This is a genomic window from Salmonella enterica subsp. diarizonae, from assembly GCF_008692785.1.
GTDB lineage: Bacteria > Pseudomonadota > Gammaproteobacteria > Enterobacterales > Enterobacteriaceae > Salmonella > Salmonella diarizonae.
On record NZ_VXJV01000008.1, the window covers coordinates 271,222 to 294,857 of the forward strand.

A 23,636-nucleotide genomic window follows, 5' to 3' on the forward strand; every position below is an offset into this window, starting at 1 on the left:
CGCAATTTGATCCAGTCGGGATTACCGCTTATTAGGTGTGGGCAAATTCTGTGATCGGTGTAGTATGCACACTTCTTGTTTCACACCTTCTGAGTTCAGAGGCTAAACACATGTCATGGCAACACTTCAGGCAAACCTGGTTAATTAAATTCTGGGCCCCGGCCCCTGCGGTGATCGCAGCCGGTATTCTCTCTACCTACTATTTTGGCATCACCGGTACTTTCTGGGCCGTGACGGGCGAATTTACCCGCTGGGGCGGGCAAATTTTACAGCTTTTTGGCGTTCATGCCGAACAGTGGGGCTACTATAAGCTGATTCATCTGGAAGGTACGCCGCTGACGCGTATCGACGGAATGATGATCCTCGGCATGTTCGGTGGCTGTTTCGCCGCCGCGCTGTGGGCCAACAACGTAAAACTGCGTATGCCGCGTAGCAGAATCCGTATCGTGCAGGCGGTGGTCGGAGGCATTATCGCTGGCTTCGGCGCGCGTCTGGCGATGGGGTGTAACCTGGCCGCCTTTTTTACCGGTATTCCGCAGTTCTCCCTACACGCGTGGTTCTTTGCGCTGGCGACCGCTATCGGCTCCTGGTTCGGCGCCCGCTTTACGCTGCTGCCGATATTTCGTGTACCGGTGAAAATGCAGAAGGTCTCCGCGGCTTCCCCGCTGACGCAGAAACCGGATCAGGCAAGACGGCGTTTCAGGCTCGGTATGCTGGTCTTTATCGGCATGATGGGCTGGGCGCTGTTAACGGCAATGCATCAGCCGAAACTGGGACTGGCGATGCTGTTCGGCGTCGGATTTGGACTACTGATCGAGCGCGCGCAAATCTGCTTTACCTCGGCCTTCCGCGATCTGTGGATCTCCGGACGCGCCCATATGGCAAAAGCGATTATTTTCGGCATGGCGGTCAGCGCCATTGGTATTTTCAGCTACGTGCAGTTGGGCGTTGCACCTAAAATTATGTGGGCAGGCCCGAATGCGGTCATTGGCGGACTGCTGTTCGGTTTTGGCATCGTGCTGGCGGGCGGCTGCGAAACCGGCTGGATGTACCGCGCCGTAGAGGGCCAGGTGCATTACTGGTGGGTGGGACTCGGCAATGTCATCGGTTCGACCATCCTGGCTTACTACTGGGATGATTTCGCGCCCGCGCTGGCGACCAGTTGGGATAAAGTGAACCTGTTGAGTACCTTCGGCCCGCTGGGTGGTCTGCTGGTCACGTATCTGTTGTTATTTGCCGCGCTGATGTTAATCATCGGTTGGGAAAAACGTTTCTTCCGCCGCGCCGGACTAACTCTCGCTAAGGAATCCACATGAAAAATATCGTCCCTGATTACCGTCTTGATATGGTTGGCGAACCCTGTCCGTACCCGGCGGTAGCGACTCTGGAAGCGATGCCGCAGCTAAAAAAAGGGGAGATTCTGGAAGTGGTGAGCGATTGTCCGCAATCTATTAATAATATTCCGCTGGATGCGCGCAATCATGGCTATACGGTGCTGGATATCCAGCAGGATGGCCCAACAATTCGTTATCTGATTCAAAAATAAGCGCATGCTCCCGCTGTACGTTACGGCGGGAGACATTTTTTACGGCGTAACAGGCAAAAATCTAAAACACATAAAATAAATCAGACAAGGTTGTCTTGTGCGCCGCTGCATAAATCTATTATTAATAGATACCGCTTTAATTTTTTCTGAGATGATGAAAAATTTATGACTATTTGACCAAAATATAAAGTAATTATTATTTTTCGCCCACACCATAAAAACTATCGGATATTGATACTTTTACTCACTGATGCCATCAGGTGAGATTTATTTATGCGCAGCAAAAGTCAAAAAAATGATAAAAGTTATTCTCATTTCTCTTATGGTAACCGTCAGCCTTGCTGCTGCCCGTTACTCACCCGTCACAGTAGTCAATGCGTATCCCAGCGTCATTGCCCGCTGTCTCGCTGATAATCTGTACCAGTATGGTTATATACTGGATCTCCATGAAACAGATTTTCCAGGCGTTAATAAAGAATTTACCGTGTATTATCGCAACGGCGCGCACATTGCCGGAACATTCTGGATCGCAAACTCAATGTCAACATCGCCAGAACGAACGGTAGGGATGTATGGCGTCAGTAAACAAGCGTACCCTATTTTTAATAAGTCCCTGCAACAATGTGCAACCCGCTTATCAATGAAATGAGCTCGCCTCGCAAAAAATAAATCCACTTTCTGACGCACTAGTTACATAAGTCACGCTCCCAGCCACTGACTTATGTAAACGCCTGGGAGCTCGCTGCCGATGTGTTGTCAGCTCTGGCTTAAACCTGCATCGACATTACTTCCTGGTACGCAGCCACCAGCTTGTTGCGCACCTGAATTCCCATTTGCATGGAGACGGACGCTTTCTGCATATCGGCCATCACATCATTAAGCGCAATGCCCGGCTCACCCAGAGTGAATTTTTCAGCCTGAACGCGCGCCTCCGTCTGCTTGTCGCTAATACGATCCAGCGCAGCATGTAGCTGACCGGCAAAACTCACCGTCGGCTGCGAGTGCGTTTCTTGCCCGCGCGCGGCCACCGCCGTCGCCTGTAACTGGCTAATAACCCCTTCAATCCCCTGTATTGCTGCCATGCTATTCCCCTGGATGATTTTTTACGCAACAGAGATTACCAGTTTGTCAATAAGATAAAGGCGTTAAATAACGATAAAAAACCTCGGTTTTTAGCGCATAGAAAAATTCGAAACCGCAAATAATGAGACCGTCAATTTTTCGAGTTTGCTGACCCGGGAGTGAGTCTTGTTCCACTTTGCAAAAAACGCCGTCCACGATCAGTCACGAGGTGCGAGATGAGTGCGACTGCATCGACTGCAACCCAACCTAAACCTCTCGAGTGGCTTAATCGCCTACGCGCGAATCCCCGAATTCCATTAATTGTGGCGGGTTCCGCTGCCGTGGCGATCGTCGTTGCGATGGTGCTGTGGGCCAAAACGCCCGATTACCGCACGCTATTTAGCAATCTTTCCGATCAGGACGGCGGCGCGATCGTCGCGCAGTTGACCCAGATGAATATCCCCTATCGCTTTGCCAATGGCAGCGGCGCGATTGAAGTGCCAGCCGACAAAGTGCACGAACTGCGTCTACGTCTGGCACAGCAGGGGTTGCCCAAAGGGGGTGCGGTAGGCTTTGAACTGCTTGATCAGGAAAAATTCGGTATCAGTCAGTTCAGCGAGCAGGTGAATTATCAGCGCGCGCTGGAAGGTGAACTGGCCCGGACGATCGAGACGCTGGGTCCGGTAAAAAGCGCCCGCGTTCACCTGGCGATGCCAAAACCGTCTCTATTTGTGCGGGAACAAAAATCCCCTTCCGCCTCCGTCACCGTCACACTGGAACCGGGCCGGGCGCTGGATGAAGGACAAATTAGCGCCGTAGTACATCTGGTTTCCAGCGCTGTCGCCGGTTTGCCGCCAGGAAACGTTACTCTGGTCGATCAATCCGGTCATCTGCTTACGCAATCCAATACCAGCGGTCGCGACCTTAATGACGCACAATTAAAATTCGCTAATGATGTGGAAAGCCGTATCCAGCGCCGTATCGAAGCCATTCTGTCGCCTATCGTCGGTAACGGTAATGTTCACGCTCAGGTAACCGCCCAGTTGGATTTCGCCAATAAAGAACAGACGGAAGAGCACTACAGCCCGAACGGCGATGCGTCGAAGGCCACCCTGCGTTCACGTCAGTTGAATATTAGCGAACAGATAGGCGCGGGCTACCCCGGCGGCGTGCCTGGCGCGCTGTCGAACCAACCAGCGCCGCCGAACGAGGCGCCGATCGCTACGCCGCCGACCAATCAGCAAAACGCGCAGAATACGCCACAAACCAGCACCAGTACGAACAGTAACAGCGCTGGTCCGCGCAATACGCAGCGTAATGAAACCAGCAACTACGAAGTGGACCGTACCATTCGTCACACCAAAATGAATGTGGGCGATATTGAGCGTCTCTCAGTGGCCGTCGTGGTGAATTACAAAACGCTGGCGGATGGCAAACCGCTGCCGCTGACTGCCGATCAGATGAAACAGATCGAGGATTTAACCCGCGAAGCAATGGGCTTTTCCGATAAACGCGGCGATACGCTAAACGTGGTGAATTCACCGTTTACCGCAGTGGATGAAACCGGCGGCGAACTGCCCTTCTGGCAACAGCAATCCTTTATCGATCAACTGCTCGCGGCAGGTCGCTGGTTACTGGTGCTGTTGGTGACCTGGATTCTGTGGCGCAAAGCGGTACGTCCGCAGCTGACGCGCCGCGTTGAAGAAACGAAAGCAGCGCAGGAACAGGCGCAGGTTCGTCAGGAAACCGAAGAAGCTGTGGAAGTACGCCTCAGCAAAGACGAGCAACTCCAGCAACGTCGGGCTAACCAGCGTCTTGGCGCCGAGGTGATGAGTCAGCGTATTCGCGAAATGTCAGACAACGATCCGCGCGTGGTGGCGCTGGTCATTCGCCAGTGGATGAGTAACGATCATGAGTAATCTTAGCGGTACCGATAAAAGCGTCATTTTGTTGATGACCATTGGCGAAGACCGGGCGGCAGAGGTGTTTAAACACCTCTCCACCCGCGAAGTACAGGCGCTAAGTACAGCGATGGCTAACGTGCGTCAGATCTCCAACAAACAACTGACGGACGTACTGTCAGAGTTTGAGCAGGAAGCGGAGCAGTTCGCCGCGCTGAATATCAATGCCAACGAATACCTACGCTCCGTACTGATAAAAGCGCTGGGCGAAGAGCGCGCCTCCAGCCTGCTGGAAGATATTCTGGAAACGCGCGATACCACCAGCGGTATCGAAACGCTCAACTTTATGGAACCGCAGAGCGCCGCCGACCTGATTCGCGACGAACACCCACAGATTATCGCCACCATTCTGGTCCACCTCAAACGCGGCCAGGCCGCCGATATTCTGGCGCTGTTTGACGAGCGTCTGCGTCATGATGTGATGCTGCGTATCGCGACGTTTGGCGGTGTACAGCCGGCGGCGCTGGCGGAGTTGACCGAAGTGCTGAATGGCCTGCTCGACGGTCAGAACCTGAAACGCAGCAAAATGGGCGGCGTAAGAACCGCGGCGGAAATTATCAACCTGATGAAAACGCAGCAGGAAGAAGCGGTTATTACCGCTGTGCGTGAATTCGACGGCGAACTGGCGCAGAAAATCATCGACGAGATGTTCCTGTTCGAAAATCTGGTGGATGTGGACGATCGCAGTATTCAGCGTCTGCTGCAGGAAGTGGATTCCGAGTCGCTACTGATCGCCCTGAAAGGTGCCGAACCGCCATTACGCGAGAAGTTCCTGCGCAATATGTCCCAGCGCGCCGCCGATATCCTGCGCGACGACCTTGCCAACCGTGGCCCGGTTCGTCTGTCTCAGGTGGAAAACGAGCAGAAAGCGATTCTGCTTATTGTGCGTCGTCTGGCGGAAACCGGCGAAATGGTGATTGGCAGCGGCGAGGATACCTATGTCTAATGAATTGCCGTGGCAAGTCTGGACCCCCGACGACCTCGCCCCGCCGCCAGAGACGTTTGTGCCGGTTGAAGCTGATAACGTTACCTTGACAGAAGATGCGCCAGAGCCCGAGCTCACTGCCGAACAACAGTTGGAGCAGGAACTGGCGCAGCTAAAAATACAGGCCCATGAACAAGGTTATAACGCCGGGCTGGCGGAGGGACGGCAAAAAGGACACGCACAGGGATATCAGGAAGGGTTAGCGCAGGGGCTGGAGCAAGGACAAGCCCAGGCGCAGACGCAGCAGGCGCCGATTCATGCCCGTATGCAGCAGTTAGTGAGCGAGTTTCAGAATACGCTTGACGCGCTCGATAGCGTCATCGCCTCACGGCTGATGCAAATGGCCCTGGAGGCCGCGCGTCAGGTCATCGGCCAAACGCCGGCAGTGGACAACTCAGCGCTGATTAAACAGATCCAACAACTATTGCAGCAAGAGCCGCTCTTTAGCGGCAAGCCGCAGTTGCGCGTGCATCCGGACGACTTACAGCGGGTGGAAGAGATGCTGGGCGCCACGCTCAGTCTTCATGGCTGGCGGTTGCGTGGCGATCCGACTCTGCATCACGGTGGGTGTAAAGTGTCTGCCGATGAGGGCGATCTGGACGCCAGTGTCGCCACTCGCTGGCAAGAGTTATGTCGCTTGGCGGCGCCGGGAGTGCTCTGATGACCACGCGTCTAACCCGCTGGCTTACCGCGCTCGACAACTTTGAAGCAAAAATAGCGTTATTGCCGGCGGTGCGTCGTTATGGACGTTTAACCCGCGCCACTGGACTGGTACTGGAAGCCACCGGTCTCCAGCTTCCGCTGGGAGCAACCTGCATTATTGAGCGCCAGGACGGCCCTGAAACCAAAGAGGTGGAATCGGAAGTGGTCGGTTTTAACGGCCAACGTCTGTTTTTAATGCCGCTGGAAGAAGTCGAAGGCATTCTGCCCGGCGCCCGCGTTTACGCCCGTAACGGGCATGGCGATGGTCTGCAAAGCGGCAAACAGTTACCGCTCGGCCCGGCCCTGCTTGGTCGGGTGCTGGATGGCGGCGGTAAACCGCTGGACGGACTGCCTGCGCCGGATACGATGGAGACTGGCGCGTTAATCACACCGCCGTTTAACCCGCTACAGCGAACGCCAATCGAACATGTGTTGGATACCGGCGTGCGCGCTATCAACGCGTTGTTAACCGTAGGGCGCGGTCAGCGTATGGGGCTATTTGCCGGTTCCGGCGTCGGTAAGTCGGTTCTGCTTGGCATGATGGCGCGCTACACGCGGGCGGACGTGATTGTCGTGGGACTTATCGGCGAACGTGGCCGCGAAGTCAAAGATTTCATCGAAAATATTCTCGGCCCCGACGGTCGCGCGCGCTCGGTGGTGATTGCCGCCCCGGCTGATGTCTCACCGCTGCTGCGAATGCAGGGCGCCGCCTATGCCACTCGCATCGCCGAAGACTTTCGCGATCGCGGACAGCATGTGTTGCTGATTATGGATTCGCTGACTCGCTATGCGATGGCGCAGCGTGAAATTGCGCTGGCGATCGGCGAACCGCCAGCCACCAAAGGTTATCCGCCCTCGGTGTTCGCAAAGCTGCCGGCGCTGGTCGAACGTGCCGGTAATGGCATCCACGGCGGCGGCTCTATCACCGCGTTTTATACCGTGTTGACCGAAGGGGATGACCAACAAGATCCCATTGCCGACTCGGCACGCGCAATTCTTGACGGGCACATTGTCTTGTCCCGCCGTCTGGCGGAGGCCGGACACTATCCGGCCATTGATATCGAGGCGTCAATCAGCCGGGCGATGACCGCGCTCATTACCGAGCAGCACTATGTGCGGGTACGGCTATTTAAACAGTTGCTTTCCAGTTTCCAGCGTAACCGCGATCTGGTCAGCGTCGGCGCCTATGCCAAAGGCAGCGATCCGATGCTCGATAAAGCCATTACCTTATGGCCGCAATTAGAAGCGTTTTTACAGCAAGGCATTTTTGAACGGGCCGACTGGGAGGACTCTCTCCAGGCGCTCGATTTAATTTTCCCGACGGTGTGATAAAGCAGGAGGGCGACGATCATGGCACAACATGGCGCTCTGGAAACACTCAAAGATCTGGCCGAAAAAGAGGTAGATAACGCGGCGCGTTTACTGGGAGAAATGCGTCGCGGCTGCCAACAGGCGGAAGAACAGCTCAAAATGCTGATCGATTATCAGAATGAGTATCGCAGTAATTTGAACACCGATATGGGCAACGGCATCGCCAGTAATCGCTGGATCAATTATCAGCAGTTTATTCAGACACTGGAAAAGGCGATAGAGCAGCATCGCCTCCAGCTTACGCAGTGGACGCAAAAAGTTGACATGGCGCTGAAGAGCTGGTGTGAAAAAAAGCAACGTCTTCAGGCCTGGCAAACCTTACAGGACCGACAAACCGCGGCAGCGCTGTTAGCTGAAAACCGCATGGATCAGAAAAAGATGGATGAATTTGCTCAGCGTGCAGCAATGAGGAAACCCGAATGATCACCCTGCCCCAACTGATCACCACCGATACCGACATGACCGCGGGTCTGACGTCAGGAAAAGCCACCGGTTCAGCCGAGGACTTTCTGGCGCTACTGGCGGGCGCGTTAGGCGCAGACGGCGTACAGGGCAAAGACGCCCGCATCACGCTGGCCGATTTACAGGCGGCAGGCGGCAAATTATCAAAAGGGTTACTGACCCAACATGGCGAACCGGGTCAGGCGGCGAAGCTTGCCGACCTGCTGGCGCAAAAAGCGAATGCGACGGATGAAACGCTTACGGATCTGATACAAGCACAACATCTACTGTCTACGCTAACGCCATCGTTGAAAACCAGCGCTCTGGCCGCATTGAGTAAAACAGCGCAGCATGATGAGAAAACGCCAGCGCTGAGCGATGAGGATCTCGCCAGTCTGAGCGCCTTATTCGCCATGCTGCCCGGACAACCTGTCGCGACGCCTGTCGCCGGAGAAACGTCGGCTGAAAATCACATCGCCTTACCGTCACTTTTACGCGGCGACATGCGATCGGTGCCGCAGGAAGAGACACATACGCTCTCTTTTAGCGAGCATGAAAAAGGGAAAACAGAGGCGTCGTTTGCGCGCATCAGCGACGATCGCGCCACGGGTCAATCACTGACGCCGCTGGTTGCTGCCGCCGCCGCGACCAGCGCGAAAGTGGATGTTGATAGCCCACCCGCGCCAGTAACGCATGGCGCGGCAATGCCGACTCTCAGCAGCGCCACGGCGCAACCGCTACCTGTTGCCTCAGCCCCGGTTCTCAGCGCGCCGTTAGGCAGCCATGAATGGCAGCAAACGTTCAGTCAGCAGGTCATGTTATTTACACGTCAGGGACAGCAAAGCGCGCAGCTTCGATTACATCCGGAAGAGTTAGGTCAGGTGCATATTTCGCTCAAGCTGGATGACAATCAGGCGCAGCTCCAGATGGTATCGCCGCACAGCCATGTCCGCGCCGCGCTGGAAGCCGCGCTGCCCATGTTGCGGACCCAGTTAGCGGAAAGCGGCATTCAGTTGGGACAAAGCAGCATCAGTAGCGAAAGCTTTGCCGGACAGCAGCAGTCTTCATCGCAGCAGCAACAGCCTGCCCGCGCCCAACATGCGGACGCGTTTGGCGCTGAAGATGACATAGCGTTAGCGGCGCCGGCCTCGCTTCAGGCCGCCGCACGCGGCAATGGCGCAGTGGATATCTTCGCCTAACGCCAGAGGTAGCATGATTATCCGCGTCTTTTCCACGCTTTGTCGTGGACAGGACACGGGATAATCAGCCAATAAGCAGTACCGAAACAGGAAGCCCGTATCAGATGACTGACTCCGCGATTAACAAAAAGAGCAAACGCTCGATTTGGATACCTTTGCTGGTGTTGATTACCCTCGCCGCCTGCGCAACCGCAGGTTATAGCTACTGGCGTATGCAGCAACAACCGACCCCGAACGCTAAAGCGGAACCGGCTCCGCCGCCTGCGCCGGTATTTTTTGCGCTGGATACGTTTACCGTCAATCTGGGCGATGCGGATCGTGTGTTGTATATCGGCGTAACCCTGCGTCTGAAAGACGAAGCGACCCGCGCGCGATTAAATGAATATCTGCCGGAAGTGCGCAGCCGTCTGCTGTTGCTGTTTTCCCGTCAGAATGCCGCCGAGCTCTCAACGGAAGCAGGCAAACAAAAACTGATTGCCGCCATTAAAGAGACGCTGGCCGCGCCGCTCGTTGCCGGACAACCAAGACAGGTCGTCACCGACGTGCTTTATACAGCTTTTATTCTGCGGTAACGATATGGGCGATAGTATTCTTTCTCAGGCTGAAATCGATGCGCTGTTGAACGGCGACAGCGACACTAAAGACGAACCCACTCCCGGTATCGCAAGCGATAGCGATATTCGCCCTTACGATCCCAATACCCAGCGTCGCGTCGTGCGTGAACGCTTGCAGGCGCTGGAGATCATTAACGAACGTTTCGCACGCCAGTTCCGGATGGGATTATTTAACCTGCTGCGCCGCAGCCCGGATATTACCGTGGGCGCTATACGTATTCAGCCGTATCACGAATTTGCGCGTAATCTGCCGGTACCGACCAACCTGAACCTTATCCACCTGAAGCCGCTACGCGGCACCGGGCTGGTGGTGTTCTCGCCGAGTCTGGTGTTTATTGCCGTCGATAACCTGTTCGGCGGCGACGGTCGTTTCCCGACCAAAGTCGAGGGCCGCGAGTTTACCCATACGGAACAGCGCGTCATCAACCGTATGCTGAAACTGGCGCTGGAAGGCTATAGCGATGCATGGAAAGCCATTAATCCGCTGGAAGTGGAGTATGTTCGTTCCGAAATGCAGGTGAAATTTACCAATATCACCACCTCGCCGAACGATATCGTCGTCAATACGCCGTTTCATGTGGAAATCGGCAATCTGACCGGTGAATTTAACATCTGTCTGCCATTTAGCATGATCGAGCCGCTGCGTGAGCTGCTGGTGAACCCGCCGCTGGAAAACTCGCGCCATGAAGATCAGAACTGGCGTGATAACCTGGTACGCCAGGTTCAGCACTCCGAACTGGAGCTGGTGGCGAATTTTGCCGACATTCCGTTGCGTCTTTCCCAGATTTTGAAGCTGAAACCCGGCGATGTACTGCCGATTGAAAAACCCGACCGCATTATTGCTCATGTGGACGGCGTGCCGGTACTCACCAGCCAATATGGCACCGTAAACGGACAGTATGCGCTACGCGTAGAACATTTGATCAACCCAATTTTGAATTCGCTGAATGAGGAACAGCCCAAATGAGTGACATGAATAATCCGTCCGATGAGAATACTGGCGCATTGGATGATCTGTGGGCTGACGCGTTAAACGAGCAAAAAGCGACCACCAATAAAAGCGCCGCCGACGCGGTTTTCCAACAACTTGGCGGCGGCGATGTCAGCGGCGCCATGCAGGATATCGACCTGATTATGGATATCCCGGTCAAACTGACCGTAGAGCTGGGCCGCACGCGAATGACCATTAAAGAACTGCTGCGCCTGACGCAGGGGTCGGTCGTCGCGCTGGACGGGCTGGCGGGCGAGCCGCTGGATATCCTGATTAACGGCTACCTGATTGCCCAGGGTGAAGTGGTCGTCGTGGCGGATAAATACGGTGTACGTATCACCGATATTATTACGCCATCCGAGCGTATGCGTCGTTTGAGTCGTTAATGATGAAGACACAGGCCACGGTTTCTCAGCCCGCCGCGTCAACCGGATCGCCGCTAATTCAAGTGAGCGGCGCATTAATTGGCATTATAGCGCTCATTCTGGCGGCGGCCTGGGTGATTAAGCGTATGGGATTCGCCCCAAAAGGAAATAGCGTGCGTGGACTCAAGGTATCAGCCAGCACCTCGCTCGGCCCGCGAGAACGCGTGGTGATTGTTGAGGTCGAAAATGCACGTCTGGTACTGGGCGTAACCGCCTCGCAGATTAACCTGCTGCACACTCTTCCTCCCGCGGAGAGCGACACGGAAGCGCCTGTGGCCCCACCGGCAGATTTCCAGAACATGATGAAGAGCTTACTCAAGCGTTCCGGGAGATCCTGATGCGCCGCTTGTTATTCCTTTCGCTGGCGGGCCTGTGGCTTTTTAGTCCCGCCACCGCTGCGCAACTGCCGGGGCTTATCAGCCAACCATTAGCGGGCGGAGGCCAAAGCTGGTCATTATCCGTCCAGACTCTGGTCTTCATCACCTCGCTGACGTTCCTGCCAGCGATTTTACTGATGATGACCAGTTTCACCCGCATCATCATTGTTTTTGGCTTGTTGCGTAACGCGCTGGGCACGCCCTCGGCGCCGCCAAATCAGGTACTACTCGGACTGGCGTTGTTTTTGACCTTTTTTATTATGTCGCCCGTCATTGACAAGATTTACGTGGACGCTTACCAGCCGTTTAGCGAGCAGAAAATTTCTATGCAGGAAGCGCTGGATAAAGGCGCGCAACCGTTACGCGCGTTCATGCTGCGCCAAACCCGCGAAGCCGATCTGGCGCTGTTTGCCCGTCTGGCCAATAGCGGCCCGTTACAGGGACCGGAAGCAGTACCGATGCGTATTCTCCTGCCCGCCTATGTCACCAGCGAATTAAAGACGGCGTTTCAGATCGGTTTTACGATTTTCATCCCTTTTTTGATTATCGACCTGGTGATCGCCAGCGTACTGATGGCGTTAGGGATGATGATGGTACCGCCAGCGACAATCGCCCTGCCGTTTAAGCTGATGCTGTTTGTACTGGTCGATGGTTGGCAATTGCTTGTGGGGTCGCTGGCCCAAAGCTTTTACAGTTAGAGGCGCAAAATGACTCCAGAATCCGTCATGATGATGGGCACCGAGGCGATGAAAGTCGCCCTCGCCCTGGCTGCGCCGCTGTTACTCGTCGCGCTGATTACCGGCCTCATTATCAGTATCTTGCAGGCCGCCACTCAGATTAATGAAATGACGCTGTCGTTTATCCCTAAAATCGTCGCCGTATTTATCGCAATTATCGTTGCCGGCCCGTGGATGCTCAACCTGCTGCTGGATTACGTACGCACTCTGTTCAGCAATTTACCTTATATCATCGGATAAACAGAACGATGATACAGGTCACAAGCGAGCAATGGCTATACTGGATGAATCTTTATTTCTGGCCTTTGCTGCGCGTGCTGGCGCTGATTTCAACCGCGCCGATTCTCAGCGAGCGCGCTATTCCCAAGCGTGTAAAGCTGGGACTGGGAGTGATGATTACCCTCGTTATCGCGCCGTCGTTACCGACAAACGATACGCCGCTTTTTTCTATTGCCGCCTTATGGCTGGCAATGCAACAAATTCTGATCGGTATTGCGCTGGGATTTACCATGCAGTTCGCCTTTGCGGCGGTTCGTACCGCGGGTGAATTTATCGGTCTGCAAATGGGGCTTTCCTTTGCCACCTTCGTCGACCCGGGCAGCCACCTTAATATGCCGGTCCTGGCGCGTATTATGGATATGCTCGCCATGCTACTGTTTCTCACCTTTAATGGTCATTTGTGGCTTATTTCGCTGCTGGTCGATACCTTCCACACCCTGCCCATCGGTAGCAACCCGGTGAACAGTAATGCGTTTATGGCGCTCGCCAGGGCCGGAGGACTCATTTTCTTAAACGGACTGATGCTGGCATTGCCGGTCATTACCCTCCTGCTTACGCTCAATCTGGCGCTGGGGCTACTAAACCGCATGGCACCACAGCTTTCTATATTCGTTATCGGTTTCCCGCTGACGCTCACCGTCGGCATTATGCTGATGGCCGCGCTAATGCCATTAATTGCACCGTTTTGCGAACATTTATTCAGCGAAATTTTCAATTTGCTTGCTGATATTGTTAGCGAGATGCCGATAAATAATAACCCATAATCTTTATCATGTTTTACTAAGGTTTATCCGAAAATAAATTTTAAAAAACATTCACCAGGATATATCTGTTGCCACTTATTTGTTTTTACTTCACTCACATAACACAATATTCACTTTACTTTAAGATGATTCCTGGCAAATTATATGCAACTTTACGGGATAGTAAGTTCGCCTGAAAAACGGCGTAAGCGTTATCTAAGGTGACTATTCGTGTTCCGTCTGATTATGGTGAGTTATTCAGGTAAGGGGAATTATCGTTACGCATTGAGTGAGGGTATGCCATGTCAACGATTATTATGGATTTATGCAGTTACACCCGGCTAGGGTTAAGCGGGTATCTGGTCAGCAGAGGGGTGAAAAAAAGGGAAATCAACGACATCGAAACCGTTGACGAACTCGCTATCGCTTGTAGCGCGCATCAGCCTTCGGTGGTGTTTATTAATGAGGACTGTTTTATTCATACGCCTTCAGACAGTCAACAAATAAAGCAAATCATTAATCAACATCCTGACACGTTATTTATTGTTTTTATGGCAATTGCTAATGTACATTTTGATGAATATTTATTAGTAAGAAAAAACTTACTGATTAGCTCAAAATCGATTAAACCTGACTCGCTGGATACTATTCTTGGCGATATTCTGAAAAAAGAGTCTGGTATTTCAGGAACCATAAATTTACCAACGTTATCGTTAAGTCGAACTGAATCCAGCATGCTGCGAATGTGGATGGAAGGTCAGGGAACCATTCAGATTTCTGACAGAATGAATATTAAAGCCAAGACAGTGTCCTCCCATAAGGGGAATATTAAACGAAAGATAAAAACGCATAATAAACAAGTGATCTATCACGTAGTACGACTGACAGATAACGTCACTAACGGCATTTTTGTTAACATGCGCTGAGACATCCGGACTGGCAATGCACCTCCAGTCCGGCTCAATTAGTCCTGCTCCGCCTTCTCGACAAAAATGCCGTCCTGATGACCTGACTCATTGAAGAACCAGATGCCGAGCGGGTAATCTTCCAGCGAAACCAGATACATTGTGCCTTCACTAAATTCTTCCACTGCCAGTACCACGCCCGGTCGGCGGGGACCGCCGTCCGTTTTAACGGTTACCCGATCATTCACCTTCATCATTTTCCTCCTGTTACTTTGTGCCAGTGTAGAACAATTTTCCGCGTCTGACAGCGCCTTGCTGACGTGTTTGCTGGTTTTCTCAACGGGCTATACTTAGGCTGTCAGGAACCAGCGAGGTAGTGAAGATGAAAACGGCAAAAGAGTACAGCGATACGGCCAAGCGCGAAGTCAGCGTCGACGTAGATGCGCTACTGGCGGCAATAAATGAAATCAGCGAAAGCGAGGTTCACCGTAGCCAGGAAGATCCTGAGCGAGTGAGCGTAGACGGACGGGAATATCATACATGGCATGAATTAGCTGAAGCATTCGAGCTGGATATTCATGATTTTAGTGTAACGGAAATAAACCGTTAAAAATGGCCGAAAAAAATCCCGGCCTACGGGTCGGGATCAAACTTGCTTATGCAAGAAGCACTTGAAAATTCGTTACACCAGGAAATCTGATGTGAGATTTACCTTATCTGCAATTTTTTTGCATGACAAGTAAATATTTTTTACATGAATGATTAAGCCTGCTAATGGTTCGGTAGCAAAAGTGTGACAACGCATGCGCTGTCTGGAAGCGACGGGATCGGTTCCAGTTAGCGTTCTACTTCTTTCGGATGTGCTTTAGGATTTTTCCTAGAAATAAGCCCGCCGTTGCAATGGAAAATGAGGAAAAAATGCTCTCAATCCATGACCCCTTGCTGATTTTTACCGATCTGGACGGCACGTTGCTGAACAGCCACACCTTTGAGTGGCAGCCCGCAGCCCCCTGGCTTACGCGCCTGCATGAAAGCGGCGTACCCGTGATCCTCTGTAGCAGTAAAACCGCGGCTGAAATGCTCCAGCTCCAGACGACGTTAAATCTACAGGGACTGCCGCTGATTGCGGAAAACGGTGCGGTGATCCAACTGGACGCTCATTGGGAAGACCATCCCAACTATCCCCGCCTGATAGCCGGTATTTCTCACAACGAAATCCGCCTCGTCCTGCATAAGTTGCGTGAAAAGGAACAGTTTAAGTTCACCACTTTTGATGACGTTGACGATCAGGTAATAAGTGAATGGACGGGCCTGAATCGGGCACAGTCTGCCCTAACCCGTCTGCATGAAGCTTCGGTGTCGCTGATCTGGCGCGATAGCGATGAACGCATGGCGCAGTTTGTCGCCCGTTTAAATGAACTGGGACTGCAATTTGTCCATGGCGCCCGTTTCTGGCATGTGCTGGACGCCTCCGCCGGTAAAGATCAGGCCGCCAACTGGCTGATTGAAGCATATCGTCGCCAGTGGCACGCGCGTCCTCTGACGTTGGGACTGGGAGACGGTCCCAATGATGCGCCCTTACTGGATGTGATGGATTATGCGGTTATCGTTAAAGGGCTAAACCGGGAGGGCGTACATTTGCGTAACGACGATCCTCAGCGCGTCTACCGTAGCCAGAATGAAGGACCGAATGGCTGGCGCGAAGGAATGGACTATTTCTTTTCCCGCTCCTGAGTCGCGTCGCTGGCGCAAATACGGTTACGTCCGGACTGTTTGGCGTAATAAAGCCGTTTGTCGGCCAGCGACTGCAACTGTTCAAAGTCATAGTCGCCGTATTCCTCCGCGCTGCTGATCCCCATTGACGCGCTGATACGAAGCGTCGTGCTTTTCGTCACCAGAATCTCTTTGTCATTAATGCGCTGGCGTATGCGTTCGGCAATCTGCAGCGCCTGCGCTTTCGTCGCGCCGGGCAGCACGATACAAAACTCTTCGCCCCCTACCCGTCCGGCGATGTCGTGCGATCGAATGGTGCTGCCAATGAGCCCAGCGGCATGGGACAACACGCGATCGCCGGCCTGATGGCCAAAGCGATCGTTAACGCTTTTAAAATAATCTAAATCCAGCTGTACCACAGAAAAAGGCTGGCGGGATTCCCGGTAACGCTTTGCCAGCCTGGACGCTTTTTCAAACAGCGCGCCACGGTTATAGAGCCGGGTCAGCGGATCGTGCCATGCCTGCCATTGCAGCGAATTTTGCAGAACAAACATGTTTTTGACCATATGTCGAATAACGCCCCAGGAGATCAACAGCATCGCCGTAAAAAGTACCCATAACAGCGTCAGCGCGATACTAATACTGCCAAAATTCCCTTGTATGCCTTCACGAAATGTATGCACGCGCAGCAGGACGCCATCAAAATGATCCAGCCGCTCCCAGCTTACATAATGCGTTCCTAAACGCAGCCCGCCGAGGGTATCTTTTTCTATTTCACGCGCCAGTAAGGCGCGTTCACGGTCATTTAACGTATTAGCGGTTTGTTGTTCCGGCGTGGAGTCTGCCAGCAAACGGAGATGGTTATCGTATAGCTGATACTCTCCTTCGATATCCTTTTCAGCCGCATCGCGCAGGAACCGCTGGAATGACGCGACGGGAATATCCATTGCCAGTACGCCATACCAGTAATTATCGTGATCCAGCGGCACACTGGCTGTCACTTTTTGCTGCTCAACAGCAATATAGGGCTGTGAGGAGGTAAACCACTGCACGCCGCGCTGTGGGTTACGCCGTTGACTTTGCTCAATAAACCAGGGCTGGGTCACGTACTGATAGTAACGTGATACGATATCGCTACCGTATGCCGTAGGGAGGGTTGAGAGATAAAACCCTGAGCGAGAAACATACATCGTCTCCAGCGTCAGCATGGCGGATGAGCGCGCCAGACGCGCCAGATACCCCAGCTCCAGCGTGGCGGTTAATTCATTTGCCAGATCGCGATTATCCCGCGAAAGGAGCGTCGTCCGGGCGACAAACTGATCGGAAACGCCATATAGCGGCAATGTCCGCCGCTTATCCAGCTCCAGTTGCCAGAAATGCCGGGCGCGTCGTTGCTCAAACTGCGTTACCGCACTTTGCAATGCGGCAAAAGCCAGCGGCGCCACCAGCGCTTCATGCATACCGTTACGTAAAAAGATCAACCTATCCATGTTGAATTGCAGTTGGCGGTCAAGGGCATTCGCGACGCTCCCCAGATGATTGCGCTGACTGGCGACATAGGCGTCTTTCAGTATCATCACTTCCCGCCAGGTAAGTAGCGTCGAGAACAGCATCACGATCAGAAAGCAAGTGTTGACGACATGGCCGGGACCAAAACGCCGCGCCAGCTTTTTAAACCAGCCTTGATTTTCTAACAGTGTCTCGTGCGGCACCCTGGTAACTCCTGGTTATTTATACAACGCCCCTTGATGGCTTACGGTAGTCAGACATCACTAAGGGATACCGCTAAATCCTGGCATAACCTGATAGCAGCATGTCGCCGCGCGACGACTCTCTTTATCCACAACAAAACGCCCGGCGTTAACCGGGCGTTTTGTCATCGGGCTTCGTCCCGCACGCGCCTTTCCTTGCCTGGCACGAGCTCATTCTCATGGAATGCCTCCCGCTTTACGCCAAAACCGTCATACCAGCGGCACTCTACCATTCCGCTGGAATAACCGGTGACGATCATCCGGGGTCCCCCCTCTTTCACCGTAACTTCCTCACTGACAGAAAAGACCATACCTGCCTCCGGTATCAGATGAAACGTTTTCACCTTAGACGACAACGGGCAATTTTGCACAATTCATTGCAGAAAATCAGTGCGAAACACCGCGAATTTTCGCTACACCTTTCACCAGCGCCACCACAATGGCGCCGATAATAAAACCGAGCACCAGATTCAGCCCCCCGGGAAGCGTATGCGCCATGAAAGTACCCTGTTGCTGCGCAAGATGTTCAATGGCATGGTGTAACGGCGCAATACCGTGTACGACAATCCCGCCGCCGACTAAAAACATCGCCAGCGTACCGACAATGGATAACGCTTTCATTAACCAGGGCGCGATAATCAGTAATCCTTTACCGATGCCCTGCGCCAGTACACTACGCTTTTCCGCCAGCCAGTATCCCATATCATCCAGTTTTACGATAATCCCCACCAGGCCATACACGCCAATGGTTACGACCAACGCAATCCCTGCCAGTACCAGTACCTGATTAAGCAGCGGCGCCTGCGCGACAATCCCCAGGGTGATAGCCACAATTTCAGCAGAAAGAATAAAATCGGTACGTACCGCCCCTTTCACTTTATCTTTTTCAAAGGCCAAAGGATCTTGCGCAGCCAGCGCCTCAAGACGTTTTTGCCGCTCCGCCGGGTCTTCTTTGTGTTTTCGCGCTTCAAAGGTATGAAGGACTTTTTCTACCCCTTCAAAGCAGAGAAACGCGCCGCCTAACATTAATAAAGGCGTAATGGCCCACGGGATAAATGCGCTTATCAGCAGCGCCAGCGGCACCAGAATAACCTTGTTGATCAATGACCCTTTCGCCACGCTCCATACGACTGGCAGCTCTCGGTTGGCGCGAACGCCGGTCACCTGCTGCGCATTGAGCGACAGATCGTCCCCCAGTACGCCCGCGGTTTTCTTCGCGGCCAATTTGCCCATTACCGAAATATCGTCCAGCAACGTGGCAATATCGTCGAGCAATGTCAGTAAGCTACTTCCTGCCAAAATGATTCCCTCGGTTTTTTCTTCTAAAACGTTAAGTATGTAGCAAAACGCGCAATGCCGAAACCAGCGGCACGGGTCAACGCCTTTTTATTCAAAAAGGACAATTATAATGCTCGCCAGCATAATAATTTTGACGTTTACTATATTCACCCTTTTTATTTCACCGTGAGAGATTATGCGTTTCCGGCAGTTGTTACCTCTTTTTGGCGCGCTTTTTGCCTTGTACATCATTTGGGGGTCTACCTATTTTGTTATCCGAATAGGCGTTGAAAGCTGGCCGCCGCTGATGATGGCAGGCGTACGTTTCCTCTCAGCGGGTATTTTGCTTATGGCGTTTTTGCTGCTGCGCGGCGAAAAACTTCCGCCGCTGCGCCAGTCCATCAATGCTGCGCTGATTGGTTTATTATTGTTGGCGGTGGGTAATGGCCTGGTTACGGTGGCGGAGCATCAAAACGTGCCATCGGGCATTGCTGCAGTTGTGGTCGCCACCGTCCCGCTATTTACGCTGTGCTTTAGTTACTTTTTCGGTATTAAAACGCGCAAATTAGAATGGGTGGGGATTGCCATTGGGCTTGCCGGGATTATTCTGCTGAACAGTGGTGGCAATTTAAGCGGCAATCCGTGGGGCGCGATGTTGATCCTGATAGGCTCGATGAGCTGGGCGTTTGGTTCCGTTTACGGCTCGCGCATCGCCCTCCCCGTAGGCATGATGGCGGGCGTGATTGAAATGCTGGCGGCGGGCGTGGTCTTGCTTTGCGCGGCGTTTCTTTCCGGCGAGAAACTCACCACGCTGCCTGGCTTATCGGGTTTTATGGCCGTCGGCTACCTGGCGCTGTTCGGTTCTGTCATCGCCATTAATGCCTATATGTACCTGATTCGCAATGTCAGCCCGGCGCTGGCGACCAGCTATGCCTATGTGAATCCGGTTGTCGCCGTGTTGCTTGGCACCGGATTGGGCGGCGAGAGGCTATCGCCCGTTGAATGGGCCGCGCTGGGCGTGATTGTGTTTGCCGTAGTGCTGGTGACGCTGGGTAAGTACCTGTTTTCCGCCAGGGCGGTGGTCACGCCGTGTAAAACGGAAAATTCACGCCAGTAGATGCATACCCTGGGTGTCGATCTGCGCGCTGGCACCGCCGCCGCAGATCCACTCTTCCAGGCGCTCCGCCAGCGCCGCGTCGCTCAATTTCGCCCGCCCGCGCAAGGCGCACTCCCAGACGATCAGTACCCGCCAGCCAAGCGCCTGTAAACGCTGAATATCGCGCTCGTCTCGCTCAACGTTCTTACCGATTTTTTCCAGCCAGAAAGCCGTTCGCGTGGCCGGTACTTTGAACAGATAACAGTGGTGATGATGCCAAAAACAGCCGTGAGTAAAAATCACACAATCATAGTCATTCACCACAAAATCCGGCTTGCCCGGTAATGTCGCGTCCTGAGTATGAAACGTAATCCCCTGCGCGGTTAACAGGTCGGCAAGACGTTTTTCAATGGCCGTATCGCGGGTCGCTATCGCGCGCATATTTTTACTGCGCGTGGCTTTATCGTGAACGTCCGCCATCTACCGCCTCTCTCTGACGCAGCGCCACCGCCTGGTGAATTTTGGCTTCCAGTAGCTTTGCTACCGCGGCAAATACCGGCACCACCACGGAATTGCCAAACTGGCGATAAGCCTGAGTATCCGAGACGGGTATCCTGAACTGGTACGTTTGCGGCGCCTCAAATCCCATTAAACGCGCGCACTCCCTCGGCGTGAGTCGGCGGGGACGATGTTGTTGATTACCGATATCGTCGAAATTCGCTTCGCCTTTCGCCATGTCCCAACCACGATCAATCAGGATTTCGGCGCCATCTTTGTAGTAACGTGCAGATAACGTGCGCGCCACACTTTCTGGATTGTCAGGATAAACCATGCCATAGCCAAAACCGTTTCCCCGCGCCTGGTGCTTTTTTGCGTAGCGATATAAATATTTCCACAGTACCGGCGTCAGGATATATTTGGCTTCGACGACGGGCTCCAGCAGCTCCGCCAGCGCCGGACGGCGCGGTGGATAACAGCGGGCGATATTGCGTAACGTAAAATCGGTTTTCAGGTTCAAATCGCGGCGGAATCCCACCAACACAATACGTTCCCGATGCTGAGGAAGAAAGTGCTGCCCGTCGATAATTTTCGGATCGTCCGGGCCATTGTCAGCGGCATCCGCCACGTCATATCCCAGTTCATTGAGCGTTTGCATAATAATGCGGAAGGTGTTGCCCTGGTCGTGACTTTTAAGGTTTTTCACGTTTTCCAGCACAAACAGCGCGGGGCGGCGGGCGTCGATAATTCTTACGACATCAAAAAATAACGTCCCCTGAGTCTCGCAGGCAAAGCCGTGGGCCCGGCCCAGCGCATTTTTCTTGGAGACGCCCGCCAGGGAAAATGGCTGGCAGGGAAAGCCTGCCAGCAGGACATCATGTTGCGGAATATGCTGGCGAATGTGTTCCGCCGCCTCCTCATCGCTGACCCCTTCCCGGTGGCTCAACGTGATATCGCGGATATCTTCATTAAAGCGATGTTGCAGCGGATCGCAAAAATAGTTCGCTTTATATGTCCGTACCGCGTGCTTATTCCATTCGCTGGTAAACACGCACTGTCCGCCTATCGCTTCAAATCCGCGGCGAATACCGCCGATGCCAGCGAAGAGATCGATAAAACGAAAGGCGTAATGCGGATGATGCGCTGGCGGCGTCGGCAACCCTGTTTTAAGACAGGCGAGTTCATTGTCGCTCAAACGATGCCATGCCGCGTTCATCATTACGCGCTTTAAGATGGCCGGGCTCCAGTGCTGTTCGCCCAGGCTGTTAAGGTGCGCCACCAGCGTTTTAACATCATAGATTTCCAGCAATTGACTCAGCATCGCCTGGATCTCGCTTCCGGCGTCGTCGGCGATGAGGTTCCGGGCGTGTGTTACTGAAATATTTTCCTGCATACATTTAACCGGCCAAAAATAATTGCCGACAGACTAACATAAAATGACGCGGTTTACGTTTCAGCGACAGGGGTTACTGATGCGTAGCAAACCTCTGGATGACCGCCTGGTCCTGCGTTTCATAGTCGCCTTTCAACTCAGCGCTCAATTTTGCCATGTACGACACCAGAAAATCCGCATTACGCTGCGCCAGGTACTTGCCCCGTTCGGTCTGCATCGTCAGCGGCAGTTTCAGCAGTTTGGTTTGAAAATGGTCGAGCGCGAATTGTTTATCGTTAAGAGGCCGTCTGTCAGCAAAGGGATCGTCGGCATCAAACAGCGCGACGCCCAGCGCGCCGGAGACCGCAAAGACCCGCGCCAGACCAATGGCGCCCAATGCCTCCAGTCTGTCTGCATCCTGCACGATTTTTGCCTCTGGCGTGGCGGGCGCAATGTTTGCGCTGAAACTATGCGCTTCGATAGCATGACAAATACCCGCCAGTTTTTCTGCCGGAAAGTCAGGAAAATCCCGCAGAAAAATACGCCGGGTTTCTGCCGCCGCCAGAATGGAAGAGCGATGCCGCTGCGGATGATTTTTCGCCAGGCTGACAATGTCATGGAAATAACATGCCGCCAGAACCACCAGCCAGTCGACAGGACCGTTTTCCCCGAGCGTTTGCGCGGTTGCCCAAACACGACGAAAATGGAAGATGTCATGGGCGGCATCCTGCTCCTGGTGGTGGTGACGTAGCCAGTCTTCAAACTGCGATTGCCAGTATCCTGAGTCCATACGCCCTCTCTTTATAGCAGACCATTTTTATTACATGCCTGAGCATGTGGTTCGCTATCCTGACATATCCGTCACCACTTTACATCCCTGCTTGCTTGCGCGTTTCTGGCTTAGTGTTGGAGGGATAAGCCAGTTTTTTGCGAGGCCGGGTGTACCAGGCAATACTCCCCAGAATAAGCCAGACGACGCCCAGCGAGAGCGCGTTAAGCCATTTTTCCGTTGCGCTGCCAGGCGCGCTGGTTGGGCCGAGAACCGGCTCGGTTTGTATGGCGGACATCAACCAGATGCAACGTGCCATCGCCCAGATGAAGTAGCCGCAAAAGGTATAAAAAACCCATAACGCTAATTTACCGCCCATGCTACGGGTGGCGTTGTCCTCCCTGGTACTCAAACTTTACTCCGCTTTTGTGATGTAAGTCATATGACATTAATTACATTATAATGTGATATCAGTCACATTTCGACCATGAAATACCTTCTCCGCCTGTTCTGGTTATTCATGCCACAAATAGTTTATTCTCAGACAATGTTGCGCCTGGCGCTGAACCTGCTGTTAAATAAGATAATGGTGATTGAATCGCATTCTGATGCAGAATAACCTATAACCAGAACAACTTATTTTTACCTATTGAGATAGTGTTTTATTTTATTGGTATTAAATGTCAAAATGATCCGGTTATTAGCCTTTTATTATTTATTTTTATTATTACCCATATTGCCGGCGCTTATGCCGGTTTTTTTTATGTCTTTTCATAATCAAAATATAAAATACATATAAAAAACAAATTATATTCGCAACA

Annotated in this window: 29 protein-coding genes; 20 read left to right on the forward strand and 9 right to left on the reverse strand. The window is 53.1% G+C overall.

Features of this window, described 5'->3' with window-relative positions; all coding sequences use genetic code 11:
• Positions 1-53: 53 nt before the first annotated feature.
• The 3 genes from yedE (at position 54) to F4V72_RS18010 (ending at position 2,195) form a co-directional block, all read left to right on the forward strand.
• Positions 54-1,316: a selenium metabolism membrane protein YedE/FdhT gene (gene yedE / locus F4V72_RS18000; RefSeq protein ID WP_328287491.1), complete on the forward strand. Its 1,263-nt coding sequence runs from the start codon at positions 54-56 to the stop codon at positions 1,314-1,316.
• Positions 1,313-1,546 carry a sulfurtransferase-like selenium metabolism protein YedF gene (gene yedF / locus F4V72_RS18005; protein ID WP_000790504.1) on the forward strand — a complete coding sequence of 78 codons (234 nt, stop codon included), beginning with the start codon at positions 1,313-1,315 and terminating at the stop codon, positions 1,544-1,546. The genes yedE and yedF overlap by 4 nt, the downstream gene beginning before the upstream one ends.
• 250 nt (positions 1,547-1,796) lie before the next feature.
• On the forward strand, positions 1,797-2,195 hold the full coding sequence (locus tag F4V72_RS18010; RefSeq protein ID WP_162786016.1) for a hypothetical protein: 399 nt from the start codon (positions 1,797-1,799) through the stop codon (positions 2,193-2,195).
• 118 nt (positions 2,196-2,313) lie between these two features.
• On the opposite strand, the gene fliE is transcribed toward F4V72_RS18010, so the two are convergent.
• Entirely contained in the window at positions 2,314-2,628 is a 315-nt protein-coding gene (gene fliE / locus F4V72_RS18015; protein ID WP_023246849.1) for a flagellar hook-basal body complex protein FliE, read from the reverse strand.
• Positions 2,629-2,844: 216 nt separating this feature from the next.
• On the opposite strand from fliE, the gene fliF reads away from it, so the two are divergent.
• The 14 genes from fliF (at position 2,845) to rcsA (ending at position 14,359) form a co-directional block, all read left to right on the forward strand.
• Positions 2,845-4,527, forward strand: coding sequence for a flagellar basal-body MS-ring/collar protein FliF (fliF, locus tag F4V72_RS18020; RefSeq protein ID WP_150342487.1), 1,683 nt, complete (start codon positions 2,845-2,847; stop codon positions 4,525-4,527).
• Positions 4,520-5,515 carry a flagellar motor switch protein FliG gene (gene fliG / locus F4V72_RS18025; protein ID WP_023246847.1) on the forward strand — a complete coding sequence of 332 codons (996 nt, stop codon included), beginning with the start codon at positions 4,520-4,522 and terminating at the stop codon, positions 5,513-5,515. Before fliF ends, fliG begins: the two co-directional genes overlap by 8 nt.
• Positions 5,508-6,215, forward strand: coding sequence for a flagellar assembly protein FliH (fliH, locus tag F4V72_RS18030; RefSeq protein ID WP_023246846.1), 708 nt, complete (start codon positions 5,508-5,510; stop codon positions 6,213-6,215). The genes fliG and fliH overlap by 8 nt, the downstream gene beginning before the upstream one ends.
• Positions 6,215-7,585, forward strand: a complete 1,371-nt coding sequence (fliI, locus tag F4V72_RS18035; RefSeq protein ID WP_136058340.1) for a flagellar protein export ATPase FliI — start codon at positions 6,215-6,217, stop codon at positions 7,583-7,585. Before fliH ends, fliI begins: the two co-directional genes overlap by 1 nt.
• A gap of 21 nt (positions 7,586-7,606) precedes the next feature.
• On the forward strand, positions 7,607-8,050 hold the full coding sequence (gene fliJ, locus F4V72_RS18040) for a flagellar export protein FliJ (protein WP_023246844.1): 444 nt from the start codon (positions 7,607-7,609) through the stop codon (positions 8,048-8,050).
• Entirely contained in the window at positions 8,047-9,267 is a 1,221-nt protein-coding gene (fliK, locus tag F4V72_RS18045) for a flagellar hook length control protein FliK (protein WP_136058341.1), read from the forward strand. Before fliJ ends, fliK begins: the two co-directional genes overlap by 4 nt.
• A gap of 104 nt (positions 9,268-9,371) precedes the next feature.
• The gene (gene fliL, locus F4V72_RS18050; RefSeq protein ID WP_023246842.1) at positions 9,372-9,839 is read left to right on the forward strand and encodes a flagellar basal body-associated protein FliL; all 468 of its coding nucleotides are present in this window, start codon (positions 9,372-9,374) and stop codon (positions 9,837-9,839) included.
• A 4-nt stretch (positions 9,840-9,843) separates the two neighbouring features.
• Entirely contained in the window at positions 9,844-10,848 is a 1,005-nt protein-coding gene (gene fliM, locus F4V72_RS18055) for a flagellar motor switch protein FliM (protein WP_000502811.1), read from the forward strand.
• Positions 10,845-11,258 (forward strand): flagellar motor switch protein FliN, encoded by a 414-nt coding sequence (fliN, locus tag F4V72_RS18060; protein WP_001282111.1) that lies wholly within the window; start codon positions 10,845-10,847, stop codon positions 11,256-11,258. Before fliM ends, fliN begins: the two co-directional genes overlap by 4 nt.
• Positions 11,258-11,635, forward strand: a complete 378-nt coding sequence (fliO, locus tag F4V72_RS18065) for a flagellar biosynthetic protein FliO (protein WP_072158691.1) — start codon at positions 11,258-11,260, stop codon at positions 11,633-11,635. Before fliN ends, fliO begins: the two co-directional genes overlap by 1 nt.
• Positions 11,635-12,372, forward strand: a complete 738-nt coding sequence (gene fliP / locus F4V72_RS18070) for a flagellar type III secretion system pore protein FliP (RefSeq protein ID WP_150342488.1) — start codon at positions 11,635-11,637, stop codon at positions 12,370-12,372. The genes fliO and fliP overlap by 1 nt, the downstream gene beginning before the upstream one ends.
• A gap of 9 nt (positions 12,373-12,381) precedes the next feature.
• Positions 12,382-12,651 carry a flagellar biosynthesis protein FliQ gene (gene fliQ / locus F4V72_RS18075; protein ID WP_000187355.1) on the forward strand — a complete coding sequence of 90 codons (270 nt, stop codon included), beginning with the start codon at positions 12,382-12,384 and terminating at the stop codon, positions 12,649-12,651.
• A gap of 8 nt (positions 12,652-12,659) precedes the next feature.
• The gene (fliR, locus tag F4V72_RS18080) at positions 12,660-13,454 is read left to right on the forward strand and encodes a flagellar biosynthetic protein FliR (protein ID WP_023246840.1); all 795 of its coding nucleotides are present in this window, start codon (positions 12,660-12,662) and stop codon (positions 13,452-13,454) included.
• A 281-nt stretch (positions 13,455-13,735) separates the two neighbouring features.
• Positions 13,736-14,359, forward strand: coding sequence for a transcriptional regulator RcsA (gene rcsA, locus F4V72_RS18085; RefSeq protein WP_023246839.1), 624 nt, complete (start codon positions 13,736-13,738; stop codon positions 14,357-14,359).
• 38 nt (positions 14,360-14,397) lie between these two features.
• Here the strand turns inward: rcsA and dsrB are convergent, their stop codons facing one another.
• Complete coding sequence (gene dsrB, locus F4V72_RS18090; protein WP_000867218.1) at positions 14,398-14,592, reverse strand: protein DsrB; 195 nt, start codon at positions 14,590-14,592, stop codon at positions 14,398-14,400.
• A 128-nt stretch (positions 14,593-14,720) separates the two neighbouring features.
• Between dsrB and yodD the strand changes: the two genes are divergently transcribed.
• Both yodD and F4V72_RS18100 read left to right on the forward strand, forming a co-directional pair.
• Positions 14,721-14,948 carry a YodD family peroxide/acid resistance protein gene (yodD, locus tag F4V72_RS18095; protein ID WP_023246837.1) on the forward strand — a complete coding sequence of 76 codons (228 nt, stop codon included), beginning with the start codon at positions 14,721-14,723 and terminating at the stop codon, positions 14,946-14,948.
• A gap of 308 nt (positions 14,949-15,256) precedes the next feature.
• Positions 15,257-16,072, forward strand: coding sequence for a mannosyl-3-phosphoglycerate phosphatase-related protein (locus tag F4V72_RS18100; RefSeq protein WP_023246836.1), 816 nt, complete (start codon positions 15,257-15,259; stop codon positions 16,070-16,072).
• Here F4V72_RS18100 and dgcQ read toward each other — a convergent pair.
• The 3 genes from dgcQ to F4V72_RS18115 all read right to left on the reverse strand — a co-directional run bounded on the left by dgcQ (position 16,051) and on the right by F4V72_RS18115 (position 19,107).
• Positions 16,051-17,763 (reverse strand): cellulose biosynthesis regulator diguanylate cyclase DgcQ, encoded by a 1,713-nt coding sequence (gene dgcQ / locus F4V72_RS18105; protein ID WP_053508875.1) that lies wholly within the window; start codon positions 17,761-17,763, stop codon positions 16,051-16,053. The genes F4V72_RS18100 and dgcQ overlap by 22 nt on opposite strands.
• Before the next feature lie 164 nt (positions 17,764-17,927).
• The gene (locus F4V72_RS18110) at positions 17,928-18,113 is read right to left on the reverse strand and encodes a YodC family protein (protein WP_000232161.1); all 186 of its coding nucleotides are present in this window, start codon (positions 18,111-18,113) and stop codon (positions 17,928-17,930) included.
• 76 nt (positions 18,114-18,189) lie between these two features.
• Positions 18,190-19,107 (reverse strand): DUF808 domain-containing protein, encoded by a 918-nt coding sequence (locus F4V72_RS18115; RefSeq protein WP_088733885.1) that lies wholly within the window; start codon positions 19,105-19,107, stop codon positions 18,190-18,192.
• A 169-nt stretch (positions 19,108-19,276) separates the two neighbouring features.
• Here F4V72_RS18115 and yedA point away from each other — a divergent pair, with 169 nt between their 5' ends.
• Positions 19,277-20,197 (forward strand): drug/metabolite exporter YedA, encoded by a 921-nt coding sequence (gene yedA / locus F4V72_RS18120; protein WP_136058342.1) that lies wholly within the window; start codon positions 19,277-19,279, stop codon positions 20,195-20,197.
• Here the strand turns inward: yedA and F4V72_RS18125 are convergent.
• The 4 genes from F4V72_RS18125 to drpB form a co-directional block, all read right to left on the reverse strand.
• Complete coding sequence (locus F4V72_RS18125; protein WP_136058343.1) at positions 20,186-20,656, reverse strand: very short patch repair endonuclease; 471 nt, start codon at positions 20,654-20,656, stop codon at positions 20,186-20,188. The genes yedA and F4V72_RS18125 overlap by 12 nt on opposite strands.
• Positions 20,637-22,067, reverse strand: coding sequence for a DNA cytosine methyltransferase (locus tag F4V72_RS18130; protein WP_023246832.1), 1,431 nt, complete (start codon positions 22,065-22,067; stop codon positions 20,637-20,639). Before F4V72_RS18130 ends, F4V72_RS18125 begins: the two co-directional genes overlap by 20 nt.
• A gap of 73 nt (positions 22,068-22,140) precedes the next feature.
• Complete coding sequence (locus F4V72_RS18135) at positions 22,141-22,836, reverse strand: phosphohydrolase (protein ID WP_053508871.1); 696 nt, start codon at positions 22,834-22,836, stop codon at positions 22,141-22,143.
• A gap of 79 nt (positions 22,837-22,915) precedes the next feature.
• The gene (gene drpB / locus F4V72_RS18140; RefSeq protein WP_023246830.1) at positions 22,916-23,227 is read right to left on the reverse strand and encodes a cell division protein DrpB; all 312 of its coding nucleotides are present in this window, start codon (positions 23,225-23,227) and stop codon (positions 22,916-22,918) included.
• Positions 23,228-23,636 lie beyond the last annotated feature (409 nt).

Excerpts from the sequence above, each read along its gene's own strand:
- fliN (WP_001282111.1), top strand. The coding sequence starts at position 10,845 with ATGAGTGACATGAATAATCCGTCCGATGAGAATACTGGCGCATTGGAT.
- F4V72_RS18125 (WP_136058343.1), bottom strand. The coding sequence starts at position 20,656 with ATGGCGGACGTTCACGATAAAGCCACGCGCAGTAAAAATATGCGCGCG.
- fliO (WP_072158691.1), top strand. The coding sequence starts at position 11,258 with ATGATGAAGACACAGGCCACGGTTTCTCAGCCCGCCGCGTCAACCGGA.
- yedF (WP_000790504.1), top strand. The coding sequence starts at position 1,313 with ATGAAAAATATCGTCCCTGATTACCGTCTTGATATGGTTGGCGAACCC.
- yedA (WP_136058342.1), top strand. The coding sequence starts at position 19,277 with ATGCGTTTCCGGCAGTTGTTACCTCTTTTTGGCGCGCTTTTTGCCTTG.
- fliQ (WP_000187355.1), top strand. The coding sequence starts at position 12,382 with ATGACTCCAGAATCCGTCATGATGATGGGCACCGAGGCGATGAAAGTC.
- fliI (WP_136058340.1), top strand. The coding sequence starts at position 6,215 with ATGACCACGCGTCTAACCCGCTGGCTTACCGCGCTCGACAACTTTGAA.
- F4V72_RS18100 (WP_023246836.1), top strand. The coding sequence starts at position 15,257 with ATGCTCTCAATCCATGACCCCTTGCTGATTTTTACCGATCTGGACGGC.
- rcsA (WP_023246839.1), top strand. The coding sequence starts at position 13,736 with ATGTCAACGATTATTATGGATTTATGCAGTTACACCCGGCTAGGGTTA.
- F4V72_RS18110 (WP_000232161.1), bottom strand. The coding sequence starts at position 18,113 with ATGGTCTTTTCTGTCAGTGAGGAAGTTACGGTGAAAGAGGGGGGACCC.
- fliG (WP_023246847.1), top strand. The coding sequence starts at position 4,520 with ATGAGTAATCTTAGCGGTACCGATAAAAGCGTCATTTTGTTGATGACC.
- fliJ (WP_023246844.1), top strand. The coding sequence starts at position 7,607 with ATGGCACAACATGGCGCTCTGGAAACACTCAAAGATCTGGCCGAAAAA.
- fliH (WP_023246846.1), top strand. The coding sequence starts at position 5,508 with ATGTCTAATGAATTGCCGTGGCAAGTCTGGACCCCCGACGACCTCGCC.
- fliL (WP_023246842.1), top strand. The coding sequence starts at position 9,372 with ATGACTGACTCCGCGATTAACAAAAAGAGCAAACGCTCGATTTGGATA.
- F4V72_RS18130 (WP_023246832.1), bottom strand. The coding sequence starts at position 22,067 with ATGCAGGAAAATATTTCAGTAACACACGCCCGGAACCTCATCGCCGAC.
- fliP (WP_150342488.1), top strand. The coding sequence starts at position 11,635 with ATGCGCCGCTTGTTATTCCTTTCGCTGGCGGGCCTGTGGCTTTTTAGT.
- F4V72_RS18010 (WP_162786016.1), top strand. The coding sequence starts at position 1,797 with ATGCCATCAGGTGAGATTTATTTATGCGCAGCAAAAGTCAAAAAAATG.
- fliM (WP_000502811.1), top strand. The coding sequence starts at position 9,844 with ATGGGCGATAGTATTCTTTCTCAGGCTGAAATCGATGCGCTGTTGAAC.
- fliR (WP_023246840.1), top strand. The coding sequence starts at position 12,660 with ATGATACAGGTCACAAGCGAGCAATGGCTATACTGGATGAATCTTTAT.
- fliK (WP_136058341.1), top strand. The coding sequence starts at position 8,047 with ATGATCACCCTGCCCCAACTGATCACCACCGATACCGACATGACCGCG.
- dsrB (WP_000867218.1), bottom strand. The coding sequence starts at position 14,592 with ATGAAGGTGAATGATCGGGTAACCGTTAAAACGGACGGCGGTCCCCGC.
- fliF (WP_150342487.1), top strand. The coding sequence starts at position 2,845 with ATGAGTGCGACTGCATCGACTGCAACCCAACCTAAACCTCTCGAGTGG.
- yodD (WP_023246837.1), top strand. The coding sequence starts at position 14,721 with ATGAAAACGGCAAAAGAGTACAGCGATACGGCCAAGCGCGAAGTCAGC.
- fliE (WP_023246849.1), bottom strand. The coding sequence starts at position 2,628 with ATGGCAGCAATACAGGGGATTGAAGGGGTTATTAGCCAGTTACAGGCG.
- F4V72_RS18135 (WP_053508871.1), bottom strand. The coding sequence starts at position 22,836 with ATGGACTCAGGATACTGGCAATCGCAGTTTGAAGACTGGCTACGTCAC.